The organism is Rhodococcus sp. K11/5 (genome assembly GCF_055193735.1).
The window spans coordinates 1,779,689-1,798,983 of the sequence record NZ_CM143721.1 but is presented as its reverse complement, the minus strand read 5'-3'; the positions used below and the strand labels follow the sequence as shown (position 1 = coordinate 1,798,983).

Below are 19,295 nucleotides of genomic sequence, written 5' to 3'. Positions count from 1 at the left end.
CCTCGGTACGTACCGTCGCCGGTTCCGGCGACGAAGAGTGCGATCGCGGTGCGATTCCCCCGCACATACTTGGACGCAACGACCCGAGCGCAGGTTCCGTGAGCTGAGCACCTGTTCACCCGAACTCGACGGTCGCCAACACCGCCGCGCACAGCTCCGTCATTCGGTCCGCCATCTCGACGGCACTCTGGCACCCCACACTCGTCTGCAACCTGTCGGTGACCAGGACGCTCCAGTGCACCGTGGATCCGTCGACAGGCCGCTCGACGTAGGACATGGACTCGTGGCCGGCCACGATGTTTCCGATTCTCAGGTCGGAGAATCGCTCGGACTGTTCTCCGTCGACCCGACTCCGCACCGTGTCGATCACGTCCGGCGTGGTCACGCCGGCGCCGAGTTCGCGACTCACCAGAACCACCCGCATTCTCGACCCGTCGTCCGGACGCAGCAGTACGCGTTCCTCTCCCGGCTCCACGTGCCACTGCGGCGGCACCGTCAGCGAGAGCGTTCCGACGCTGAACCTCTGTCCGACCTCGGCCTCCGGGCCCGGTTCGATCTCGGTGTCCGTCCCTGTGACCTCGTCCTCATCGGCGACCACCGCTTCCTGCGCCCGCGGAGGTGCCGTCGACGGGATCGTCGGACCGAACGCCACGAGCGCGGCCCCGATCGCCACGGCCGCGACGAACACGGCTCCGACGGCCACCCCGGCGCCACGCCCGACGCGACGGCGGCGTGGAGCGGCCTCCAGATTCATCCGGCCGAGCCAGGCTGCCGACCGAACCGGCTCGCCGCCGAGGGTCGCCGGCGCCGGTGCCCACCCGTGGTCCTCGACTTCGGGTGCCGGCCGGTCGGCCGGCGTGGACGATGCGATCGACACGAGCTCCTCGTCGGTCACGACCGTCACCGGCATGTCGACCACCTGCCGCACACCCGTCGTGGACACGGTCTCCTCCGGGCCGTGCATCACCACCCGTCGCGGCAGCATGGTGGGTTCCGACTCACCTATCGAGGACGCGATCCGGTCGAGCAACGCGCCGGGATCGCGGTCGACTCCGGCGATCACCGGGTCGAGCAACCGACATGTCATCGGTGTGACCGTGCGACCGGCGACCAGGAGATCGGTGACGGTCACCCGGCCCTCGGTGCGATCGATGACCATGACGCTTTCGTCCGTCGGAGCCGACGTCACAGCAGCAGAATCGACCCGAACGGCGACCTCTGCCGACGACACCACGGTCACATCGGCGGCGATCTCGGTGCCCGCCGCCCTGAGCACCCCGCGACGGGTCGCGCCCCAGTGCGGCGGGCAGAGAACGACCACCTCCGACGGGTCGATGCCCGCCGCCCGGACGGACTCCGAGAGGAACGCAGCAAGCAAAGTCACCGTGTCGACTTCCGAATCGAGCCCACACTCCACCGACTCGTCGTCGATGTGGCGCATCACGTCGACCGGGCCCACGCAACCGGCAACCTGCCGAGCCGCGGATCCGCACAGAACGTCGCCGTCCACGGCGACCACGAAAGTCGGGGTCTCGTACACCCGGCCGTCCACCCCGCTCAGGACGGAGCCAGGGGTGAGGTGCACCCAGACCGCAGTCACGATTCCTCGATTCGCGCAACCTGGACCAGCACGGACGTACCCCGGCCGACCAGTTGACCCCGCCCCGAGGGCTGCTCGGTAGGACGGACGTTGCCGAGGAGTACGCCCTCGTCTCGATTTCCACTCATGACGAGGCCGGGTGACGTCAGATCCCGCAGCCGTCCGAGAACCGGCTCGTACATCGCCCGAGCCGCGCCTCCGCACCGCCGCGCGACGACCAGGTGGACTCCCACATCCCGCGCCTGGGACAAGACGTCGAGGAGTTCGGTGAGCGGATTACCGGTGGGCGTCACGACCAGGTCGTAATCGTCGACCACGACGAACACCTCGGGACCCGTCCACCACGACCGAGCGGCCAGTTGGGCACGCGTGGTGTCCGGTCCCGGTCGCCGTGCTCGCAGTCGTGCGCCGAGTTCCGTCGTCAGAGCGGCGGCGCCCGTCGAATCGGACGCGTAACCCGCAAGATGGTCGGGCGGCACGGAGTCGAACATCGTGCGGCGGTAATCGATCAGAACGATCTTGGCCGCCGACGGCGCGTTCGTGTCGACGATTCCGGCGCAGATCAGCCTCAGGAGGTTGGTCTTGCCGCACCCGCTGTCGCCGAGTACGACGAAGTGGGGAAAATCGTCGAAGTCGACGAACACCGGTCCCATCTCCAGTTCGTCGACTCCGATCGGTACGGCCAGGCGTCGGGGTGGGCGCCCCGCCATCGCGGTCAGAGCGGCCCGGTCGAGTCGCGTCGGTAGCAACTCGATCGGTCGTGCCGGCGGCGTGGCGCACCGATCCGCGACGGCACGGACGGCGGCCTGCGTTCCCGCTGCGAGGTCGTCCATCGAACGGACCCCGTCCGTCCGTGGGAGTGCCACCAGCAAGTGAAGGCCGTCGCGGGTGATTCCCCGGCCCGGCCGTCCCTCGGGGACCGATCCTGCGCGCAGTCGGCCGGCCTCCGAATCGGATGGATCACCCAGTCGCAGCTCGACTCTGGAGACCAGCAGGTCCTTCAGGGCAGGTCGGATGTCGGCCCAGCGGCCGGCCCCGAGCACGACGTGGACGCCATAGGACAAACCGGTGGCCGCGAGTTGCGCGACCGACGTCTCCAGCGCGTCGAATTCGGCCCGGAACGCCGCCCAACCATCGATGACGAGAAAGACGTCCGCTGTCTCCCCCGTGAGTACTGCCGGACCGTCGACGTTTCGAGACCTGCGCTGACGGACCTGTGTCATCGAGTGCAGGCCTGTCGACTGGAACAGTCGCTCGCGACGGCGCACGAGGGCCGTCATCTCGGCCACGGTTCGACGGACGCGGTCGACCTCACCGCGCGCGGCGACGGTTCCGACGTGCGGAAGGCCCGACAGCGTCGACAACGAACCGCCACCGAAATCCAGGCAGTAGAAGGCGACCTCCGTCGGCGCGTGCGCAGTGGCCAGAGACAGTACGAACGTCCGCAGTGCCGTCGACTTCCCCGATTGCGGCCCTCCGACGACCGCGACGTTTCCGCTGGACCCGGTCAGATCGAGTACGAGAGGATCTCGGCGTTGATCGTAGGGGCGATCGATCAGTGCGACGACTGCGGTCAGCGCACTCGTGGACGGCGCGGCGTTCCGCTGCACCTCGTCCAACGGAACAGCGCCGTCGAGCGGGGGAAGCCATACACGGTGGGCCGCGGTTCCCTGTCCGTGCAGTCGATCGACCACGGCGTCGAGGACGGTGCTCACCTCGCCCGCGGACTCCCCGTACCCGGACACGTCGGCAGCCGGTGCCGGCGCGCGGTCCCGGTCCGACTCGTGGCCCCGGCGTCGATCGACGACGATCCCACTCGTGAAGGGACGCACCGACGCTCGGGCGACGTCGGCGGTAGCAGCACCCGCCGACCTCACCGACACCGGTGACCACCGGCCGGAGACGTACGCGGTGGAGAACCGAACGATCTCGGTCGAGTCCGTCTTGAGGTACCCCCCGCCCGGGGTGCCCGGGAGGTGGTACGCGTCGGTGACTCCGAGGACGGACCGAGACTCACCGGCCGAGAACGTCTTGAGACCGATGCGATACGACAGATGACTGTCCAGTCCGCGCAGCCGACCTTCGTCCAGGCGTTGGCTGGCCAGAAGGAGATGGATGTGCAGCGACCGACCCAGACGGCCGATGGCGACGAACAGGTCGGCGAATTCCGGATACTGGCTCAACAGTTCGGAGAACTCGTCGACCACCACGAACAGGGCCGGTAGCGGGGGTAGCAACGCCCCACCCTCACGCGCCCGCGCGTAATCGGAGACGTTGGCGAAGTTGCCGGAGGCGCGAAGTAGTTCCTGACGTCGGTTCATCTCCCCCGCGAGCGCATCGCGCATCCGCTCGACCATCGACGCTTCGTCGGCGAGGTTGGTGATGACCGCGGCGACATGAGGGGCCCGCTCGAGTCCGAGGAACGTGGCGCCGCCCTTGAAATCGACGAGGACCAGATTCAGCACCTCGGGGGCATGCGTCGTGACGAGGCCCAGAACGAGGGTTCGCAACAATTCGGACTTGCCGGATCCCGTTGCACCGATACACAATCCGTGCGGACCCATGCCGCCTTCCGCGGCTTCCTTCAGGTCGATCTCCACGACGTGCCCGTCCGCACTCCACCCGATCGGAACCCTCAGGCGTGATCGACCCACACGAACGGTCCAATTTCGAGCGGCGTCCAGATCCGCCGGGTCGCACATGCCCGGAAGACGGTGCCAGGCGTCGGACACCACGACCTCTCCTCCCCCGTCTCCGCGACGAGAGTCGCTGTCGAAGGGGGCGAGTGCCCTCGCACACGACGACGCCGTTCTCGACGACATGTGGTCGGCGGTGCCGAACATCTCGACGCCGACCGAACTCCTGGCACCGAGCCTCGATCCGTCGACGACCAACCCCAGCCCCGTGTCCTCGGCGCGCGCACCGAGGACACCCAGCAGATCGACGACGGTGACCGACTCCAGATTCGACCAGGACTCGACGGAGGCGGCGTCGTGCACTTCTCCGTCGAGAACCACCACCAGGTGTGGTCCCCCTCCGGATCCGTTGCGCACGAACGGTCCTCGTTCGGCGAGAAGGTGGCCGGCGGACGTGTTCGCGTCGGACACCGAGGCGTAACTCATGCGCCCCCACCCCGCCGCGTCGACATCGCCGGCGTGGCGGTGGTGCGGCAACCATTTCACCCAGTCCCAGTCCGCCGCCACATCCGCACCGCGAACCACGATCAGCCGAAGATCCGCCGGATGGTGGAACATGCACAGCTGCAGCACCATCGAACGTACGAGCGCCCGTACGGTGAGCGCGGGACCGTCGACCGTGACACTGGAGAACGCCCGAAGCGACACCGCCGTGGGAAGGTCCGGCACGATGGAGTGTGTTCGCACGAAGGCCCGGAGCGAGAGCGCCGAGACCGGGTCGAGCGAGTCGACCGGACCGGTTTCCGGCGAAACCAGACGCGTCGCCAATCGCTGGTCCCCGGTGCCGACCCGCACGTGCGCGAAATCCGCGTCGCTCGTTCGGCGTTCCCACATGCGATCCGTTCCGGCCGATGCCGCGAGGTCGTCGGGTGCGGGGTGTGCGAAGCGCATCGCCGAACGTTGTGCCCGCGCCGTTGCCGCGACGTCGCGACGCACGCGGTCGAGGTACGCCAGATAGTCGGATCGGCTCTCCTCCAATTCGGCGCTGCGTGCACCTCCACTGCGCCCGCCCCCGGCGAACATGCCGAGCATCGACACCATCATCATGGCCGGGAACAGCAGCGTCATGGGGTTGGTGGCGGCACCCGAAGTCACCAGGAGCACAACCATTCCCACCATTGCCACCACCATGACCAGCGGCAACATCTTGAGCAACGGGTTGCCCGGCACCACGCGTGGAACTTCCGGCGGCGCCTCGATGTCGATATCGCCTGCGGGCACCCTCGGTGCCTCCGGCCGCGGTCGCGCGGCGAACACCTCCAGGTGCCGTATCGACGATCCGGTCGAATCGATGTCTGCGGTCACTGCTCTACCCCCGTAGCGCTCGCCGCCCCGTTCGGCGAGATGGTCGAGACGCTAGCGCGCCCCACCGACGCGGTGGAAGACCCCGGCCAATGAACCCGGGGATGAACGATCGGACCCGTTCCGTGTCGATGCACGCGACCGACACCGGTCGCAGTGCTGCCCTATAGTGCTGTCAGCACTGGCTCGGGGGAGCGAGTGATCGGGCCGGCGAGATCCGGCCGGGAGTTCGGGGGGACTTTCCATGAGTGTGACGACACCGGGGTCGACCGGGGCCGCCGAGACATCAGGATCCAGCGAGAACGAGTCGGCTCGACGTCGAATCGCGGAGGGGACCGTTCGGCTCACCGTCGTGGCCGAGAACGCCGAAGTCGATCTCGCCTTGCCGATCGGGCTGCCGCTCCTCGCACTGCTGCCCTCCATCGCTGCCGTGATCCGGGACCGTCCACCGACGGAGTTCGCGGACGAGCGACACTCGCCGCAACCGTCCGTGGGCCTCTACTCGGTCGTCGGCGAACCGTACGACCCACGAATGTCTCTCGCCGAGCACGGTGTTCGAGAGGGAGCGATCCTGCTGCTGCGAGAACGTGACGAGGCTCCTGCTCCACCGTTGTTCGACGACGTCGCGATCGCCGTCGCCGGTGTCGACGACACTCCGACGTGGAGCAGCGGTTCCGCTCGCACGGCCGCCTGCGGGACGGTGACAGCCGCCTCTGCCGCCACCGCCGTGGTCCTGGTGGTGGCGGGAGGGATCGGCGCGGCAATCGTGGCCGCGGGACTCGCGCTCGTGCTGATCGTGTCCGGTTGTGTGGCCGGGTCACTCACCGTCGCGGACGACGTCGCGACGTCCGTACGAGTGAGCGCGGTGGTCACCGCATTCGCCACCGGCTGGCTGCTGGTACCCGGCGGCGACCTGGCCGCGAATGCGGTTCTGGGCTTCGGCGCGGCCGCCACCGCATCCGTGGTCTGCTCAGCCTTCGCCTCCGGGGTGGGCCGGCGCTGGTTCACCGCTGTCACCTCCGTGGCTCTGATGATGTGTGTCGCGTCCGCGGTTCGCGCACTGACGTCGGTGCCTGTGCACTACATCGGAGCGGTGGCCGCCTGCCTGTGTGTCGTCGCCTTCACGTGGGCTCCGCGACTGTCCGCGGCTCGAGCCGGAATCCGGGTTCCGCCGGTTCCGTTGGCGGATGCTGCCGATTCGCTCGACCGCCCGGGTCGACCGGGCCGCCTCGCTGCACCGTCGTCCGCAACGCGCGCAGCCGCGTGGGAGTCCGCCCTCGCCGACTTCGACGTCGTTCAGGAGAGAGCACGGGCCGCGCAGAACTATCTGACCGGATACTTCGCGGCACTGTCCGTCGTCGGTGCCGTGGGGGCGACCGTGTGCGCGATTCCGCTCGGCGGTGCGGCGGTCGATGCGGTGCGGCTGGTGTTCGCTCTGCTCGTGACCGTCGTGCTGTGTCAACGCGCCCGCATGCACACCGATCGTGTTCGGGTTGCCACCGGCGTGGTGTGCGGCGCGGGCTCGGCGATCACCCTCGTCGTCGCCTCGGGTCTGTCTCGGCCCGACCTGTGGCCTCTGTGGGCAAGCATAGGAGTGGCTACAGCGTTGGTCGCGGTACTCGTAGGGTCGATCGCACCGCATGTGACGTTCTCGCCCGTCGTCCGGCGAACGGGTGAACTGGCCGAGTACGCCGCCATCGTGAGCATCCTGCCCCTGGCGTGCGTGATCGTCGGAGCGTTGACCCTGGTTCGCGAACTGTGAAGCGGCACAATGCCCTCCGAATTCTGTGGGTAATCGCGGCAACGTTCGTGGCAATGGCTCCCGGTGCTGCGGCACAGCCACTCGTCGACCCCGCGGCGTTGCCTGCGCAGTCACGTCCCTCCCCTCCCGAACCGACCGAACAGCGAACGGAGTGCGCCCGGCCCGCTCCCACACCGGCTCCGACCGCGATACCTCTCGAACTCCGGCAACTTCGATTCGCGGACGTGTGGCCGCTCACCCGAGGGGCCGGTCAACTGGTCGCGATCATCGACACCGGAGTCACCCCGCACCCACTCCTTCCGAATCTCGTCGCGGGCGGTGACTACGTGTCCACCGGGGACGGACTGGACGATTGCGACGCCCACGGGACCGTCGTCGCCGGTCTCGTTGCCGGGCAGGCCTCTCCCGCTTCCGGTTTCGCGGGAGGCGCGCCCGATGCGTCGATCCTCTCGATCCGGCAGTCCAGCAGCGCGTTCGCTGCGGCCGACACCGCGGAAGTCGACGAGGTGGGCGCGGTCACCTCGGTCGGATACGGAGACGTCGACACCCTGGCTGCCGCGGTCCGCACGGCCGCCGACTCCGGCGCAACGGTCATCAACATCTCCGAGGTCGCGTGCGGACCCGCCGTCGCCGGAGACGACGCGTCCCTCGGAGACCGTGCTCTCGGCGCGGCCGTACGGTACGCCGCGGTGGACCGCGACGTCGTCGTGGTCGCCGCCGCAGGAAATCTCGACGGGCGTCGGTGCCGGGAGCAGAACCCCGTGTCGCACGGCGTGAGTACGAGGTGGTCGACCGCCGTGTCCACGGTCGCCTCCCCGGCGTGGTTCGACGACCTCGTCCTGACGGTTGCCTCACTCGATCCGGACGGCCGTCCGTCGTCGTTCGGACTTGCCGGACCGTGGGTCGACGTCGCTGCGCCGGGCACCGACCTCACCTCGACGAGCTCCTCGGGAACCGGCATGTCGTCCGGAGTGTTCGACACGGAGGGGCGAGTGTCGCCGTACAGCGGCACCAGTTTCGCCACTCCGCTCGTCTCGGCGACGGCCGCTCTGATCCGAGCACGATTCCCCGACATGTCCGCCCGTGACGTCGTCGCGCGTATCGAGAGGACCGCCCACTCCCCGGCCGGCGGGTGGAACAGTGCCGTGGGGTTCGGCGGTATCGACCCGGTGGCCGCCGTCACCGGCACCGCGTTCGCGAGCGCGGCGGGGACCGGGCCGGTCTCACTGGGCGACAGACCCGTGGCGGTCACGGTCGATCGCGGACCGGGACGACTCGCGATCGCCGCCGCGATCGCCCTGATCGCTGTGGCCACCGTGATCTCCGGGGGTGCCGCGGTGCATCGCACCCGTCGTCGAGGCGTCGTCGGCAGGGCTCAGGGTGTACCGACGTCGGACATCAGGCCGTCGTGAGTCCGGCGAGCAGCGTCGACGGTCAGGACGGGACCTTCCGGGAGCAGGCCGAGCACCGGCCACGGTGCGCGCTCCGCCTCGCCGGCTCCGAGGGCATCCAGACCGTCGGTCTCCGGCACTCCGTACCGAACGCCGACGTCGTCCACCAGAAAATGGGAATCTCGGCGCACGTCGGCGATCGACATTCCGGTCGTGACCACGTGGAGCATCGTTCCCGGAGGCGCCGCGAACGCATCGAGAGCCTCGCCGCCGCCGTCGGCCCCGGCGAGACGCACCGGAGGACGGTCCACCGCACCCGGAACTCCGGCACCGAGGGTGACGCGCACGTCGACCCGACCCTCGGTGTCGGAGGCCCACGTCGCGCAGGTCACCGACCCGTCGACGCCGCCGAGTACCCGCATGGGTCGCTCCGGAAATGTCGAGACCGCAAGAGGCGCGGCGGTTTCCGGCGCACGCGCCACCACATCGGGTGCGATCGAGTCCACCCCGACCCGTCCCGCGGAATCACTGAACCTCAGCAACTGCGCGGTGGCCGCGCCGATGGATTGAACACCGTCCCGCAGGGCGACGTAATGCTCGCTGCGGTCACCCAGATCGACGGTGACCACCGACCCCACCGGCCGACCGCCGAGATCGTAGTCGGTGGCCGATCCGGCCCCCTCGACGAACGGCGCCGTGACCGCGGGCACCTCCGGAACGGCATCGAACACTCCGGCGCTCACCGGAACGGGCTCCTCACCGTCGATGCCCAGCGCCCGCGTCACCACCGTGTCCGTGAGATCGACCTGCGCTCGCGTTCCGCCGTACACCAGATACGTTGCCTCGGAACGGGTCCACAGCAAGGCCTCGTCATCACCGAGAACCCGGTGCCCGGTCTCGGGCACACCCGACACGTCCGCCACGGGCTCCACGACCACCGTCGTCGAGGGACCTTCCGACTCGCCCGTGTCGGCGTCGCACACCGACCACGACCGACCTCCGCCACGGACGTACGGCAGGGCGCGTGGCGCGCCGTCGATCCCGACGGCGGTACCGCGCGGATACCGGGCGAGCTCCTCCTCCGAGACCATGACCGGATCGTCGGGTCGGCCGACGAACAGCCGAGCGGACGCCAACCCCGGCACCGGACGAAGGACGCCCTCCTCGACCACGAACATCGCGCCGGACTTCTCGTCGGCCACGATGCTCGCATCCCCGACCGTGGTGGCCGGACGCACGAACGCCAGAACCGCACATCCCGCGAGCACGATCGACGCGACCAGCACACCGATCATCGACGCGCGGAACCGCGACCGCAACGGGTCGGACTTCAGGCACGTATCCCGGTGCACCAGTGCGTGATCGAGCCGGCGCACCAGGTACCGATGGGCACCCACCTGCCACCGCGTCGTCGGTGTCCACCCCATGACTCCCCCTGCCGACGACGTCCGCCACGACCCCCCAGCCGTGAACAGCGAACGCCTCCTCGTGGGGGCACAGTACCGCCGAATCCGCGATGCGGCCCCCTCCGGTCGATCGGAGTCCGCGCGTGAGCGGCCGTGATCGTCGACGGCGCGTTCCCGCCACGGTGTCGGCGATCGTGACTGCACAGGCGATCGCGATCGTCGTTTTCGGGGTCCTCGTCCGGACTCCGGCGGGTTCGGTGATCGCTGCGGCCGCGGCGGTGGGCGCCTTCGTCGTCTCGGTGGTTCCCGTCGGAGGTCGCACGCTCCCCCGATGGCTGGTCCATCTGTCTCCGCGGCTGCGATCCGACCCCTACCGTGACCTCCCGCGGGCAGTGTTGTCGTGTCCCCGCGCTCGCCGCGACACCGGCTTCGTCTGGGACGGTGCGCGATTGTCGGCCGGTGTGGACGTCGTGGTCGCCGTGCAGACCGGATGGACCACGGTCGATTCGTCGGGTTCGCGGCCCGACGCGGTGGTGCCGCTTCCCGATCTCGTCGAGGCTCTGCTCGTTCGATCGGACGCCGCGACCACTCTGGACGTGTGTACGGTCGGTTTCCGACCGATACCCGGCTCGCCGGCCGCGGACGCCTACCTCGACCTGGCAGGCCCACTCGTCGGCACAGCCGTTCGGCGCACGAGGCTGATCGTGTCCGTGGACGCGTGCGACGTGACCCGCGCGGCCCGACGACGAGGCGGGGGAATGCCCGGTGCGATGCGCGTTCTCGTGAGCCGACTCGACCGTGTCGAACGGGTACTTCGCGACGCCGGTCTCGGATGCGAGAGGCTCACGCCCGATCACCTCCGATGCGTCGACGTCGATGTCACGCAGGGTTATCCCCCGGCGGGGTCCATCCAGTCGCGGCGTCACTTCACCCTCGGGCCACATCGTTGGTCGGCCTGGGCCGTTCCGGCCACCCGGATGTCGCCGTCCACCACCGACGGTGTCTGGGCCGAGTCCGCGGCTTCCACCGCGACGACCCTGCGGGTGACGGTCGAGCCCGGACGAGGAGCCACCGTGGGTTACGCCTTCGCCCTGGAGAACTCGGCCGAGGACCGCTGCACCGTCTCCGGGGCGGTCCGGTCGCGAGGAAGCAGGCGTGGGTTCGGACTGTTTCTGCCGTCGATGGTGGCGGCGACACCCGACCCGCTCGGAACGGCAACGGTGTCGATGGACGAGCTCTCTCGCTTCGTCGGGCCCGTCGCCGGGTGCGGCCAATTGGTGGGAGTGGACGGCGACGGCGCTGCCGTGGCCGCCCGTTTGTTCGGCCCCGGAGCCGGCACGGTCCACGTTCGAGGCGAACTGTACGTGGCTCGGCAGGTCGTGTTCCGAGCCATCGCCACCGGCGCTCGGGTCCTGATCGCGACGGACCGTCCGCAGGGGTGGCACGGTGTGGTCGGTGCGGCCGGCCCGGCGCACTGTGCACTCGCACCGCCCGGGGCGATGATCGACCGGCACCACCCACCCGACATCGTGGTGGTCGACCACGCCGAGAGGCACCGACCCGACCCCGACGTGACCACGATGTTCGTCACAGCGCCGGAGCAACCGTCTCCCGTGGTCGACGTCGATGTGAGCCTGGACCAACTCGGCGGGTCCGGCGAACATGTCGTACTCAGCACAGGCGGTTCGTCCATCGATCTGACGTTGGTGACGACCGGGGCGGAATCCGCCGTTCTGGGACGGCCCGGTCCGCTCCCCGTTCGGGGCCGTCGTCAGCCGGGGTAGGCAGGGGCGGACGCCGTGGCATCGACCCACCACCGCAGCTGCGCGAGCATGCGAGCCGCACCGTCGTGTGCAGGGCCGTCGCTGGTGTGTCCCCGATCGTCGAAACTCTTGCGGACGCGGGCGAACATCACCGCGTCGCGCACCGTGACCATGTGCAGCTCGGCCGCGACCTGCCGCAGTTGTTCCACCGCGCGTACACCCCCGGCGAGTCCGCCGTAGGACACGAATCCCAGTGCCTTACCTCGCCATTCGTACTTCGCGCCGTCGAGAGCGAGCTTGAGCGAGGCCGGGTAGCCGTGGTTGTACTCCGGGGTCACCACGACGAAGGCGTCGGCGTCGGCGATCTGTGTGCGGTAGCGCTCGGTCGCATCGTTCTCCGAGAGGTCCGGCGGGAGATCGATCGAGGCGAGATCCAGCAACCGAACGTCGAATTCGCTCTGCCCGCGTGCGACGGCCTCGAACCAGCGGGCGACCACCTCGCCGATACGCCCGGAGCGCACACTGCCGACGATCACGAGGAGTACCGGGGAGGAGGTCATGGTGCCGACCCTAACGAATGGGATCGAGCAAGCGGCGCGGAGAGCGAAGGGCGGCCGACACCACGTTCGAGCGAGGCGGCCCGGACGTTCCCGGTCCCGGTCGCATCTCGACGTCTCTCACGCCCGGGACAAGGTCGCACGACGGGCACGCTCCGGTCTCGGTGAGCAGCGTGGCGCACCGATGGTGGCGATATTCGCGGCGCGGGCCGCCGTCGGCGGGCCGCATGGACTCGCCCCACCGCATCAACGCGTACATCGCCGGCCACAACCCCTCCAACGCCGCCGTCGGCAGGTACTCCTCTCGCCCACCGGCGGGACGACGCTCGAGCAAGCCGTACTCCACGAGAGCGGTCAACCGTTGCGTCAGCACGGCTTTGGACAGTCCGAGGTGCTGGTGGAAGTCGGTGAAGCGGCGAACGCCGAAGAACGAGTCGCGGACGATCAGCATCGTCCACCGTTCGCCGACCAGTTCCAGTGCGCGGGCGAGCGAACACTCCTGCTGGTGGTAGTCCGTACCGAGCGCCATGGACCGATACTACCCGAATGGTCTGTTGACCGAACCGAAAGATTCCGGTTACAGTCCGAGCACCGTATTCGAGGGAGACCCATGACCACCGCGACCACCCCGGCCCTGTCGTCACGACCTCTGGTGATCACCTCGCTGGGCACGCTCGTCGCCCTGGCTGCGTTCACCGCGCCACTGGCCACCATCACCAGTACGGCGGCCGATTTCGGTAGTGACACCGCCGGCACCACATGGATCCTCAGCTCGATGAGCATCGGACTCAGCGCGGCGCTGCTCGTGTCGGGTGCACTCGCCGACGACATCGGACGGCGACGCACCTTCGCCATCGGGCTGGCACTGCTGGCGCTGGGTTCGGCGGCCGGCGCGATCGCCCCGTCGACCTTGGTCTTCGTGATCTCGCGTATCGCGCAGGGCATCGGCGCCGGCGCCGTGATCGCCGCCAGCCTCGGGATCAATGCCGCCGCATACCCCCCGGGTCCACGGCGAGCCCACGCCAGCGGAATGTGGGGAGCGGCTCTCGGCGCCGGCATCACCGTCGGACCGTTCCTCACCGCCGGTCTCGACCGCGTCACCACCTGGCGCGACGCCTACTGGGTCCTGGGAGTCGCCGCGGCCGTGCTGGCGATCGCTGCGCGCGTCGCTCTTCCCGAATCGCGGTCCGACGCACCGCGCGGTATCGATCTGCTCGGGGCTCTCACGCTGTCCACCGGTCTCGCCGCCGTTCTCGCCGCACTCGTCGAAGGTCGAACCGGTTGGCTGCAGCCCGTCACACTGGTGCTGTTCGGCGTCGGGATCGTTCTGTTGGCGGCGTTCGTCGTCGTCGAACGCCGCTCGTCGGCACCGATGCTCGACCTCGCGTTGCTGCGCCGACCCGCCTTCGCCGCCGCGACGGTCGCCGCACTCGCCACCGGCGCGGGCATCATCGCGCTGATGTCGTTCCTGCCAGGGTTCCTCGGCCGTGCCTACGGTCTCGACGGATGGGACAGCGCCTGCCTCCTCGTCCTGTGGTCGGCGACGTCGGTGATCACGTCCTTGCTCGCGCGCCGCATCTCCGACCGGATCAGCGGTCGAGTCCAGCTCGCCGCTGCCCTTTCCGGAGTCGCAGCGGGGCAGTTGCTCATGCTCGGCATGGCGGAATCCTCATCGGTCGTGCGGTTGCTTCCGGGGCTGCTGGTGGCCGGCATCGCCAGCGGAGTTCTCAACGCCGCCCTGGCTCGGGAAGCGGTGGCCAGCGTTCCGCCCGGTCGCGCGAGCATGGGCAGCGGCGCCAACAACACCGCTCGATATCTCGGCTCCGCCGTCGGCGTCACCGTGGTGGCCGTCGTCGCGTCACCCGTGGGCGGCGGCCCGTTCGACGGATGGAATCACGCCGTTCTGGTCGCCGCGGGGGTGTCGCTGGTGGGCGCGGCCGTGGTGGCGACCACGTTGCTCGGCCGCGACTGAGGGTTCACCGCGTCAGTCGCCGCAGCAACCGGAAGCTTCGGGCGCCGACCGGGTCGCCCGCGTCGCCAGGTTGCGCGAACCCAGTTCCTCGTCCGCGGGGTAATCGACCCGTGTCAAGGACAATCCGTGCGCGGGCGCCACGGTGATCGCACTCGACCGCTCCGTGTTCGACAACAGCCCTCGCACCCACTCGGAGTCGCGGCGGCCCTCCCCCACGGCCAACAGCGCTCCGACCAGTGACCGCACCATGGACCAGCAGAAGGCGTCGGCGCTCACGTGCGCGGTCAGCGCGGAACCGTCTGTCGTCCACTCGAACCGCTGCAGGTCGCGCACCGTCGTCGCGCCGTCGCGTCGTTTGCAGAACGCAGCGAAATCGTGCAAACCGATCAACACTCGCGACGCCTCGCGCATCGCCGCGACGTCCAGGGGCCGTGACCACGGAACCACCTCGCGGGCCCGCAAGGGTTCGACGCCGAACGGGGCCGTCGACAGGCGGTACTCGTAGTGTCGACGAAGCGCGGAGAAGCGCGCGTCGAACTCCGCGGGGGCCGGTGATACCCGAAGAACTCGGACGTCCGCGGGCAGAAAGCGCGCCAACCGTCGGACCAGGAGATCGGCACTCGCCGGGCGCTCCGGGTGATGCGGGTCGATGCGGCTCATCGCACTCACCGGCACGTCGACGTGCGCCACCTGGCCGGCGGCGTGCACTCCGGCATCGGTCCGACCGGCCACGGTCAGCTCGAGCGGGGTACCGAAGATCGCCGACAGTCGGTGTTCGAGTTCCCCGCAGACCGTTCGCTGATCGCGCTGACGCGCCCAGCCGGAGAAATCGGTCCCGTCGTAGGCGACGTCGAGACGCAGTCGAACGACATCGGAGGAGCCATGTGACAGTCGAACGACGTCGGAGGAGCCGTCTGACAGACGGACGAGCCCGCCACCCTCGATCGGGGTGACGGGCTCGTTCGTCGAATTCGTGCTGTTCAGGACACGAGTCCTTACTTCTTGTCTTCGACCTCGTCGGCGTTGGCCGCGTGTGCGTCCTCCGCCTCGATGCCCTCGACGACGGCGTCCGCGTTCTCGACCTCGGCGTCGGTCGCATCGGCCTTGACCTCGGCGACGACGTTCTGGTCGGCTGCGGCCTCGTCGGCGGCGGTCTCGTCGTTGGTCGCGGCAGGCGCCGTCTGCGATGCCTGCACACGACGTGCGCGATCCGCCTCGGAGGTCACCGTCTGCTCTCGAACGAGCTCGATGATCGCCTGAGGTGCATTGTCACCCTTGCGGGGGATGGTCTTGATGATGCGCGTGTAGCCACCCGGACGCTCGGCGAAGTGCGGGCCGATCTCGGCGAACAGGGTGTGAACGACGTCCTTGTTGCGGATGTCCTTCATGACCTCACGACGGTGAGCCAGCGAACCGGCCTTGGCGTGGGTGATGAGCTTCTCCGCGTACGGACGCAGACGCTTGGCCTTCGACTCGGTGGTGGTGATCCGGCCGTGCTCGAAGAGCGCGGTGGCCAGGTTGGCCAGAATCGCTTTCTGGTGCGACGCCGAACCGCCGAGACGGCGACCCTTGGTGGGCTTGGGCATGTCAAATTCTCCTGATTAGGTGCTCGTGACGCGGTGAGGCGTGCGTCAGAGCTGTTCGGTCTCGGCGTAGTCCTGCTCGGCGCTGTCCGGTTCCCCTGCGGCGCTGTCGGTGTCGCTCCACGTTCCGGTGGCGGCGTCGTAACCGGCAACGGTGCTCGGATCGAACGTCGCGGGGCTGTCCTTCAACGAGAGGCCGAGCGAGTGCAGCTTGACCTTGACCTCGTCGATGGACTTCTGTCCGAAGTTGCGGATGTCCAGCAGATCCGACTCGGTGCGGCCGACCAGCTCGCCGACTGTGTGAACACCCTCGCGCTTGAGGCAGTTGTAGGACCGGACGGTGAGGTCCAGATCCTCGATCGGCAGACCGAAGGAAGCGATGTGATCGGCCTCGGCGGGTGAGGGTCCGATCTCGATGCCTTCTGCTTCGACGTTCAGCTCACGGGCGAGGCCGAAGAGCTCAACCAGGGTCTTGCCCGCCGAGGCGAGCGCATCCCGCGCGGTGATGGAGTTCTTGGTCTCCACGTCGAGAACGAGCCGATCGAAGTCGGTGCGCTGCTCGACGCGGGTGGCCTCCACCTTGTAGGTGACCTTCAGAACGGGCGAGTAGATCGAGTCGACCGGAATGCGGCCGATCTCGGCACCGGATGCCTTGTTCTGCACGGCCGGCACGTATCCGCGGCCACGCTCGACGACGAGCTCGATCTCGAGCTTGCCCTTGTCGTTCAGGGTCGCGATGTGCAGATCGGGGTTGTTCACCGTGACGCCCGCCGGGGGCACGATGTCGCCTGCGGTCACAGTGCCGGGGCCCTGCTTGCGGACGTACATGGTGACCGGCTCGTCCTCTTCGGAGCTCACGACGAGGCCCTTGAGGTTCAGGATGATGTCGGTGACGTCTTCCTTGACTCCGGGGACCGTGGTGAATTCGTGGAGAACGCCGTCGATGCGGATGCTGGTGACAGCAGCGCCGGGGATCGACGAGAGCAGGGTACGACGGAGCGAGTTGCCGAGGGTGTACCCGAAGCCAGGCTCGAGGGGCTCGATGACGAACTTCGAGCGGTTGTCAGCGATGACCTCTTCGGTCAGCGTGGGTCGCTGAGAAATGAGCATTGATTGTCCTCCTGTAGGAACGTCCGCTATTTGACGCTCGCGATGGGGCGGTCAACGCCCCGTGCGCCTCGCGCACACCGGAGGGTGTGAACGAGGCGCACGGAGCCGCTGGCCTACTTCGAGTAGTACTCGACGATGAGCTGTTCGGTGAGCGCGATGTCGATCTGCGCGCGCTCCGGCTCCTGGTGGACCAGGATGCGAAGGCGGTTGGGAACGACCTGCAGCCACCCGGGCACGGGGCGATCGCCCTGGGTTTCGCGTGCGATCTCGAACGGCAGCGTGCTCAGCGACTTCTGCTTGACGTCGATGATGTCGTACTGCGAGACGCGGTAGCTGGGGATGTCGACCTTCTTGTTGTTGACCAAGAAGTGGCCGTGCGTGACCAGCTGACGGGCCTGCCGACGCGTACGAGCGAGGCCCGCGCGGTAGACGACGTTGTCGAGACGCGTCTCGAGGATGCGCAACAGGTTCTCACCCGTCTTGCCCTTGAGGCGGTTCGCTTCCTTGTAGTACAGCGAGAACTGCTTCTCCATGACGCCGTAGGTGAAGCGAGCCTTCTGCTTCTCCTGCAGCTGGAGCAGGTACTCGCTCTCCTTGATCCGCGCGCGGCCGTGCTGGCCGGGCGGGTAGGGGCGACGCTCGAAAGCCTGATCGCCTCCGACGAGGTCGACGCGCAGTCGACGCGACTTGCGGGTGATGGGTCCGGTATAACGAGCCATTTTCTAGTTTTCCTTCCCGCTAGACGCGACGGCGCTTGGGCGGACGGCAGCCGTTGTGCGGCTGGGGGGTGACATCGGAGATGGTGCCGACCTCGAGGCCTGCCGCCTGAAGCGAACGAATCGCGGTCTCGCGGCCGGAGCCGGGACCCTTCACGAAGACGTCGACCTTCTTCACACCGTGCTCCTGCGCCTTACGGGCAGCGGACTCGGCGGCGAGCTGGGCAGCGAACGGAGTCGACTTGCGCGAGCCCTTGAAGCCGACGTGTCCCGAGGACGCCCAGGAGATGACGTTCCCGGACGGGTCGGTGATCGACACGATCGTGTTGTTGAACGTGCTCTTGATGTGGGCGGATCCGTGCGGGACGTTCTTCTTGTCCCTGCGACGCGTCTTCTGCGTCTTCTTCGGACCGGCGGTGCGTGACTTGGGGGGCATTACTTCGCCTTCTTCTTGCCGGCAATGGTGCGCTTCGGTCCCTTGCGGGTGCGCGCATTGGTCTTCGTGCGCTGTCCACGTACGGGCAGACCACGACGGTGGCGAAGGCCCTGGTAGCAGCCGATCTCGATCTTGCGACGGATGTCGGCCTGCACCTCGCGGCGCAGGTCACCCTCGACCTTCAGCGACTCCTCGATGTACTCGCGGAGCTTCGTCAGGTCTTCGTCCGTGAGGTCCTTGCTTCGCAGGTCGGGGCTGACGCCCGTCGCCGCGAGGATCTCGTGGGAGCGGGTACGGCCGACGCCGTAGATGTAGGTGAGTGCGATCTCCATGCGCTTCTCGCGCGGAAGATCCACACCGGCTAGACGTGCCATGTGGCGGTTCCTTCATTCGTGCGGAGGTCTGCTCCCAGTCCGTCCCCGTAGGCGTCTTCACGTTCTTCGTGGGGCCCCGGCCTCCGCGGCCGAGGGTGTACTGCCCGCGTGTGGGCAGCTGGTGCTGGGAGGTCTTCTTCTGGCATGTGCAGCCAAGTAGATCTTCGAGAAAAGGGGTGATCAGCCCTGACGCTGCTTGTGACGCAGGTTGTCGCAGATCACCATGACCCGGCCGTTGCGGCGGATCACTTTGCACTTCTCGCAGATCGGCTTGACGCTGGGGTTGACCTTCACGTCTGTTCGATCTCCTGGTCGTGTTCGCGGGCTGCATCTCTCGACGCGACCTGCGGACATGGATGAACCCCGGCCCGTGAGAGCCGGGGACGAGTGCTACTTGTAGCGGTAGACGATCCGTCCGCGAGTCAGGTCGTAGGGAGACAGCTCGACCACGACGCGATCCTCGGGAAGGATGCGGATGTAGTGCTGCCGCATCTTGCCGCTGATGTGGGCGAGCACCTTGTGACCGTTCTCCAGCTCGATGCGAAACATCGCATTGGGCAGGGGTTCGACTACTCGGCCCTCGACCTCGATTGCGCCGTCCTTCTTTGCCATATCCTCCGCGATCCC

Annotated in this window: 17 protein-coding genes; 4 read left to right on the top strand and 13 right to left on the bottom strand. The window is 68.3% G+C overall.

Annotated features, from left to right (window positions below; all coding sequences use genetic code 11):
* Positions 1-115 precede the first annotated feature (115 nt).
* Together ACY466_RS08725 and eccCa are read right to left on the bottom strand one after the other, a co-directional pair.
* Positions 116-1,600, bottom strand: coding sequence for a type VII secretion-associated protein (locus ACY466_RS08725; protein ID WP_463251692.1), 1,485 nt, complete (start codon positions 1,598-1,600; stop codon positions 116-118).
* Entirely contained in the window at positions 1,597-5,517 is a 3,921-nt protein-coding gene (eccCa, locus tag ACY466_RS08720; RefSeq protein WP_463251690.1) for a type VII secretion protein EccCa, read from the bottom strand. The genes ACY466_RS08725 and eccCa overlap by 4 nt, the downstream gene beginning before the upstream one ends.
* 325 nt (positions 5,518-5,842) lie before the next feature.
* Here eccCa and eccD point away from each other — a divergent pair, with 325 nt between their 5' ends.
* Positions 5,843-7,360, top strand: a complete 1,518-nt coding sequence (gene eccD / locus ACY466_RS08715) for a type VII secretion integral membrane protein EccD (RefSeq protein ID WP_463251688.1) — start codon at positions 5,843-5,845, stop codon at positions 7,358-7,360.
* Between the two features lie 53 nt (positions 7,361-7,413).
* Positions 7,414-8,772 carry a type VII secretion-associated serine protease mycosin gene (gene mycP / locus ACY466_RS08710; protein ID WP_463251684.1) on the top strand — a complete coding sequence of 453 codons (1,359 nt, stop codon included), beginning with the start codon at positions 7,414-7,416 and terminating at the stop codon, positions 8,770-8,772.
* Here the strand turns inward: mycP and eccB are convergent.
* Positions 8,736-10,178 carry a type VII secretion protein EccB gene (gene eccB, locus ACY466_RS08705; RefSeq protein WP_463251682.1) on the bottom strand — a complete coding sequence of 481 codons (1,443 nt, stop codon included), beginning with the start codon at positions 10,176-10,178 and terminating at the stop codon, positions 8,736-8,738. The two genes, mycP and eccB, sit on opposite strands and share 37 nt — an antisense overlap.
* Positions 10,179-10,351: 173 nt before the next feature.
* Here eccB and ACY466_RS08700 point away from each other — a divergent pair, with 173 nt between their 5' ends.
* Entirely contained in the window at positions 10,352-11,941 is a 1,590-nt protein-coding gene (locus ACY466_RS08700; RefSeq protein ID WP_463251680.1) for a type VII secretion protein EccE, read from the top strand.
* Here ACY466_RS08700 and ACY466_RS08695 read toward each other — a convergent pair.
* The gene (locus ACY466_RS08695; protein WP_463251678.1) at positions 11,929-12,480 is read right to left on the bottom strand and encodes an NADPH-dependent FMN reductase; all 552 of its coding nucleotides are present in this window, start codon (positions 12,478-12,480) and stop codon (positions 11,929-11,931) included. The genes ACY466_RS08700 and ACY466_RS08695 overlap by 13 nt on opposite strands.
* Positions 12,481-12,490: 10 nt before the next feature.
* Positions 12,491-13,006 carry a winged helix-turn-helix transcriptional regulator gene (locus tag ACY466_RS08690; RefSeq protein ID WP_463251676.1) on the bottom strand — a complete coding sequence of 172 codons (516 nt, stop codon included), beginning with the start codon at positions 13,004-13,006 and terminating at the stop codon, positions 12,491-12,493.
* Between the two features lie 81 nt (positions 13,007-13,087).
* On the opposite strand from ACY466_RS08690, the gene ACY466_RS08685 reads away from it, so the two are divergent.
* Positions 13,088-14,449, top strand: a complete 1,362-nt coding sequence (locus ACY466_RS08685; protein WP_463251674.1) for an MFS transporter — start codon at positions 13,088-13,090, stop codon at positions 14,447-14,449.
* A 12-nt stretch (positions 14,450-14,461) separates the two neighbouring features.
* Here ACY466_RS08685 and truA read toward each other — a convergent pair whose 3' ends face one another.
* The 8 genes from truA to infA form a co-directional block, all read right to left on the bottom strand.
* Positions 14,462-15,310, bottom strand: a complete 849-nt coding sequence (truA, locus tag ACY466_RS08680; RefSeq protein ID WP_463252188.1) for a tRNA pseudouridine(38-40) synthase TruA — start codon at positions 15,308-15,310, stop codon at positions 14,462-14,464.
* A 134-nt stretch (positions 15,311-15,444) separates the two neighbouring features.
* A complete protein-coding gene (gene rplQ / locus ACY466_RS08675) occupies positions 15,445-16,035 on the bottom strand; it encodes a 50S ribosomal protein L17 (RefSeq protein ID WP_463251672.1) in 591 nt (196 codons plus the stop codon).
* A gap of 45 nt (positions 16,036-16,080) precedes the next feature.
* Positions 16,081-17,142, bottom strand: a complete 1,062-nt coding sequence (locus tag ACY466_RS08670) for a DNA-directed RNA polymerase subunit alpha (protein WP_463251670.1) — start codon at positions 17,140-17,142, stop codon at positions 16,081-16,083.
* Positions 17,143-17,255: 113 nt separating this feature from the next.
* Entirely contained in the window at positions 17,256-17,861 is a 606-nt protein-coding gene (gene rpsD, locus ACY466_RS08665; protein ID WP_463251668.1) for a 30S ribosomal protein S4, read from the bottom strand.
* Positions 17,862-17,880: 19 nt separating this feature from the next.
* Positions 17,881-18,294 (bottom strand): 30S ribosomal protein S11, encoded by a 414-nt coding sequence (rpsK, locus tag ACY466_RS08660; protein WP_463251666.1) that lies wholly within the window; start codon positions 18,292-18,294, stop codon positions 17,881-17,883.
* Positions 18,294-18,668: a 30S ribosomal protein S13 gene (gene rpsM / locus ACY466_RS08655; protein ID WP_463251664.1), complete on the bottom strand. Its 375-nt coding sequence runs from the start codon at positions 18,666-18,668 to the stop codon at positions 18,294-18,296. The genes rpsK and rpsM overlap by 1 nt, the downstream gene beginning before the upstream one ends.
* A 180-nt stretch (positions 18,669-18,848) precedes the next feature.
* The gene (rpmJ, locus tag ACY466_RS08650; protein WP_013127970.1) at positions 18,849-18,962 is read right to left on the bottom strand and encodes a 50S ribosomal protein L36; all 114 of its coding nucleotides are present in this window, start codon (positions 18,960-18,962) and stop codon (positions 18,849-18,851) included.
* Positions 18,963-19,058: 96 nt separating this feature from the next.
* Entirely contained in the window at positions 19,059-19,280 is a 222-nt protein-coding gene (infA, locus tag ACY466_RS08645) for a translation initiation factor IF-1 (protein ID WP_005140011.1), read from the bottom strand.
* Positions 19,281-19,295 lie beyond the last annotated feature (15 nt).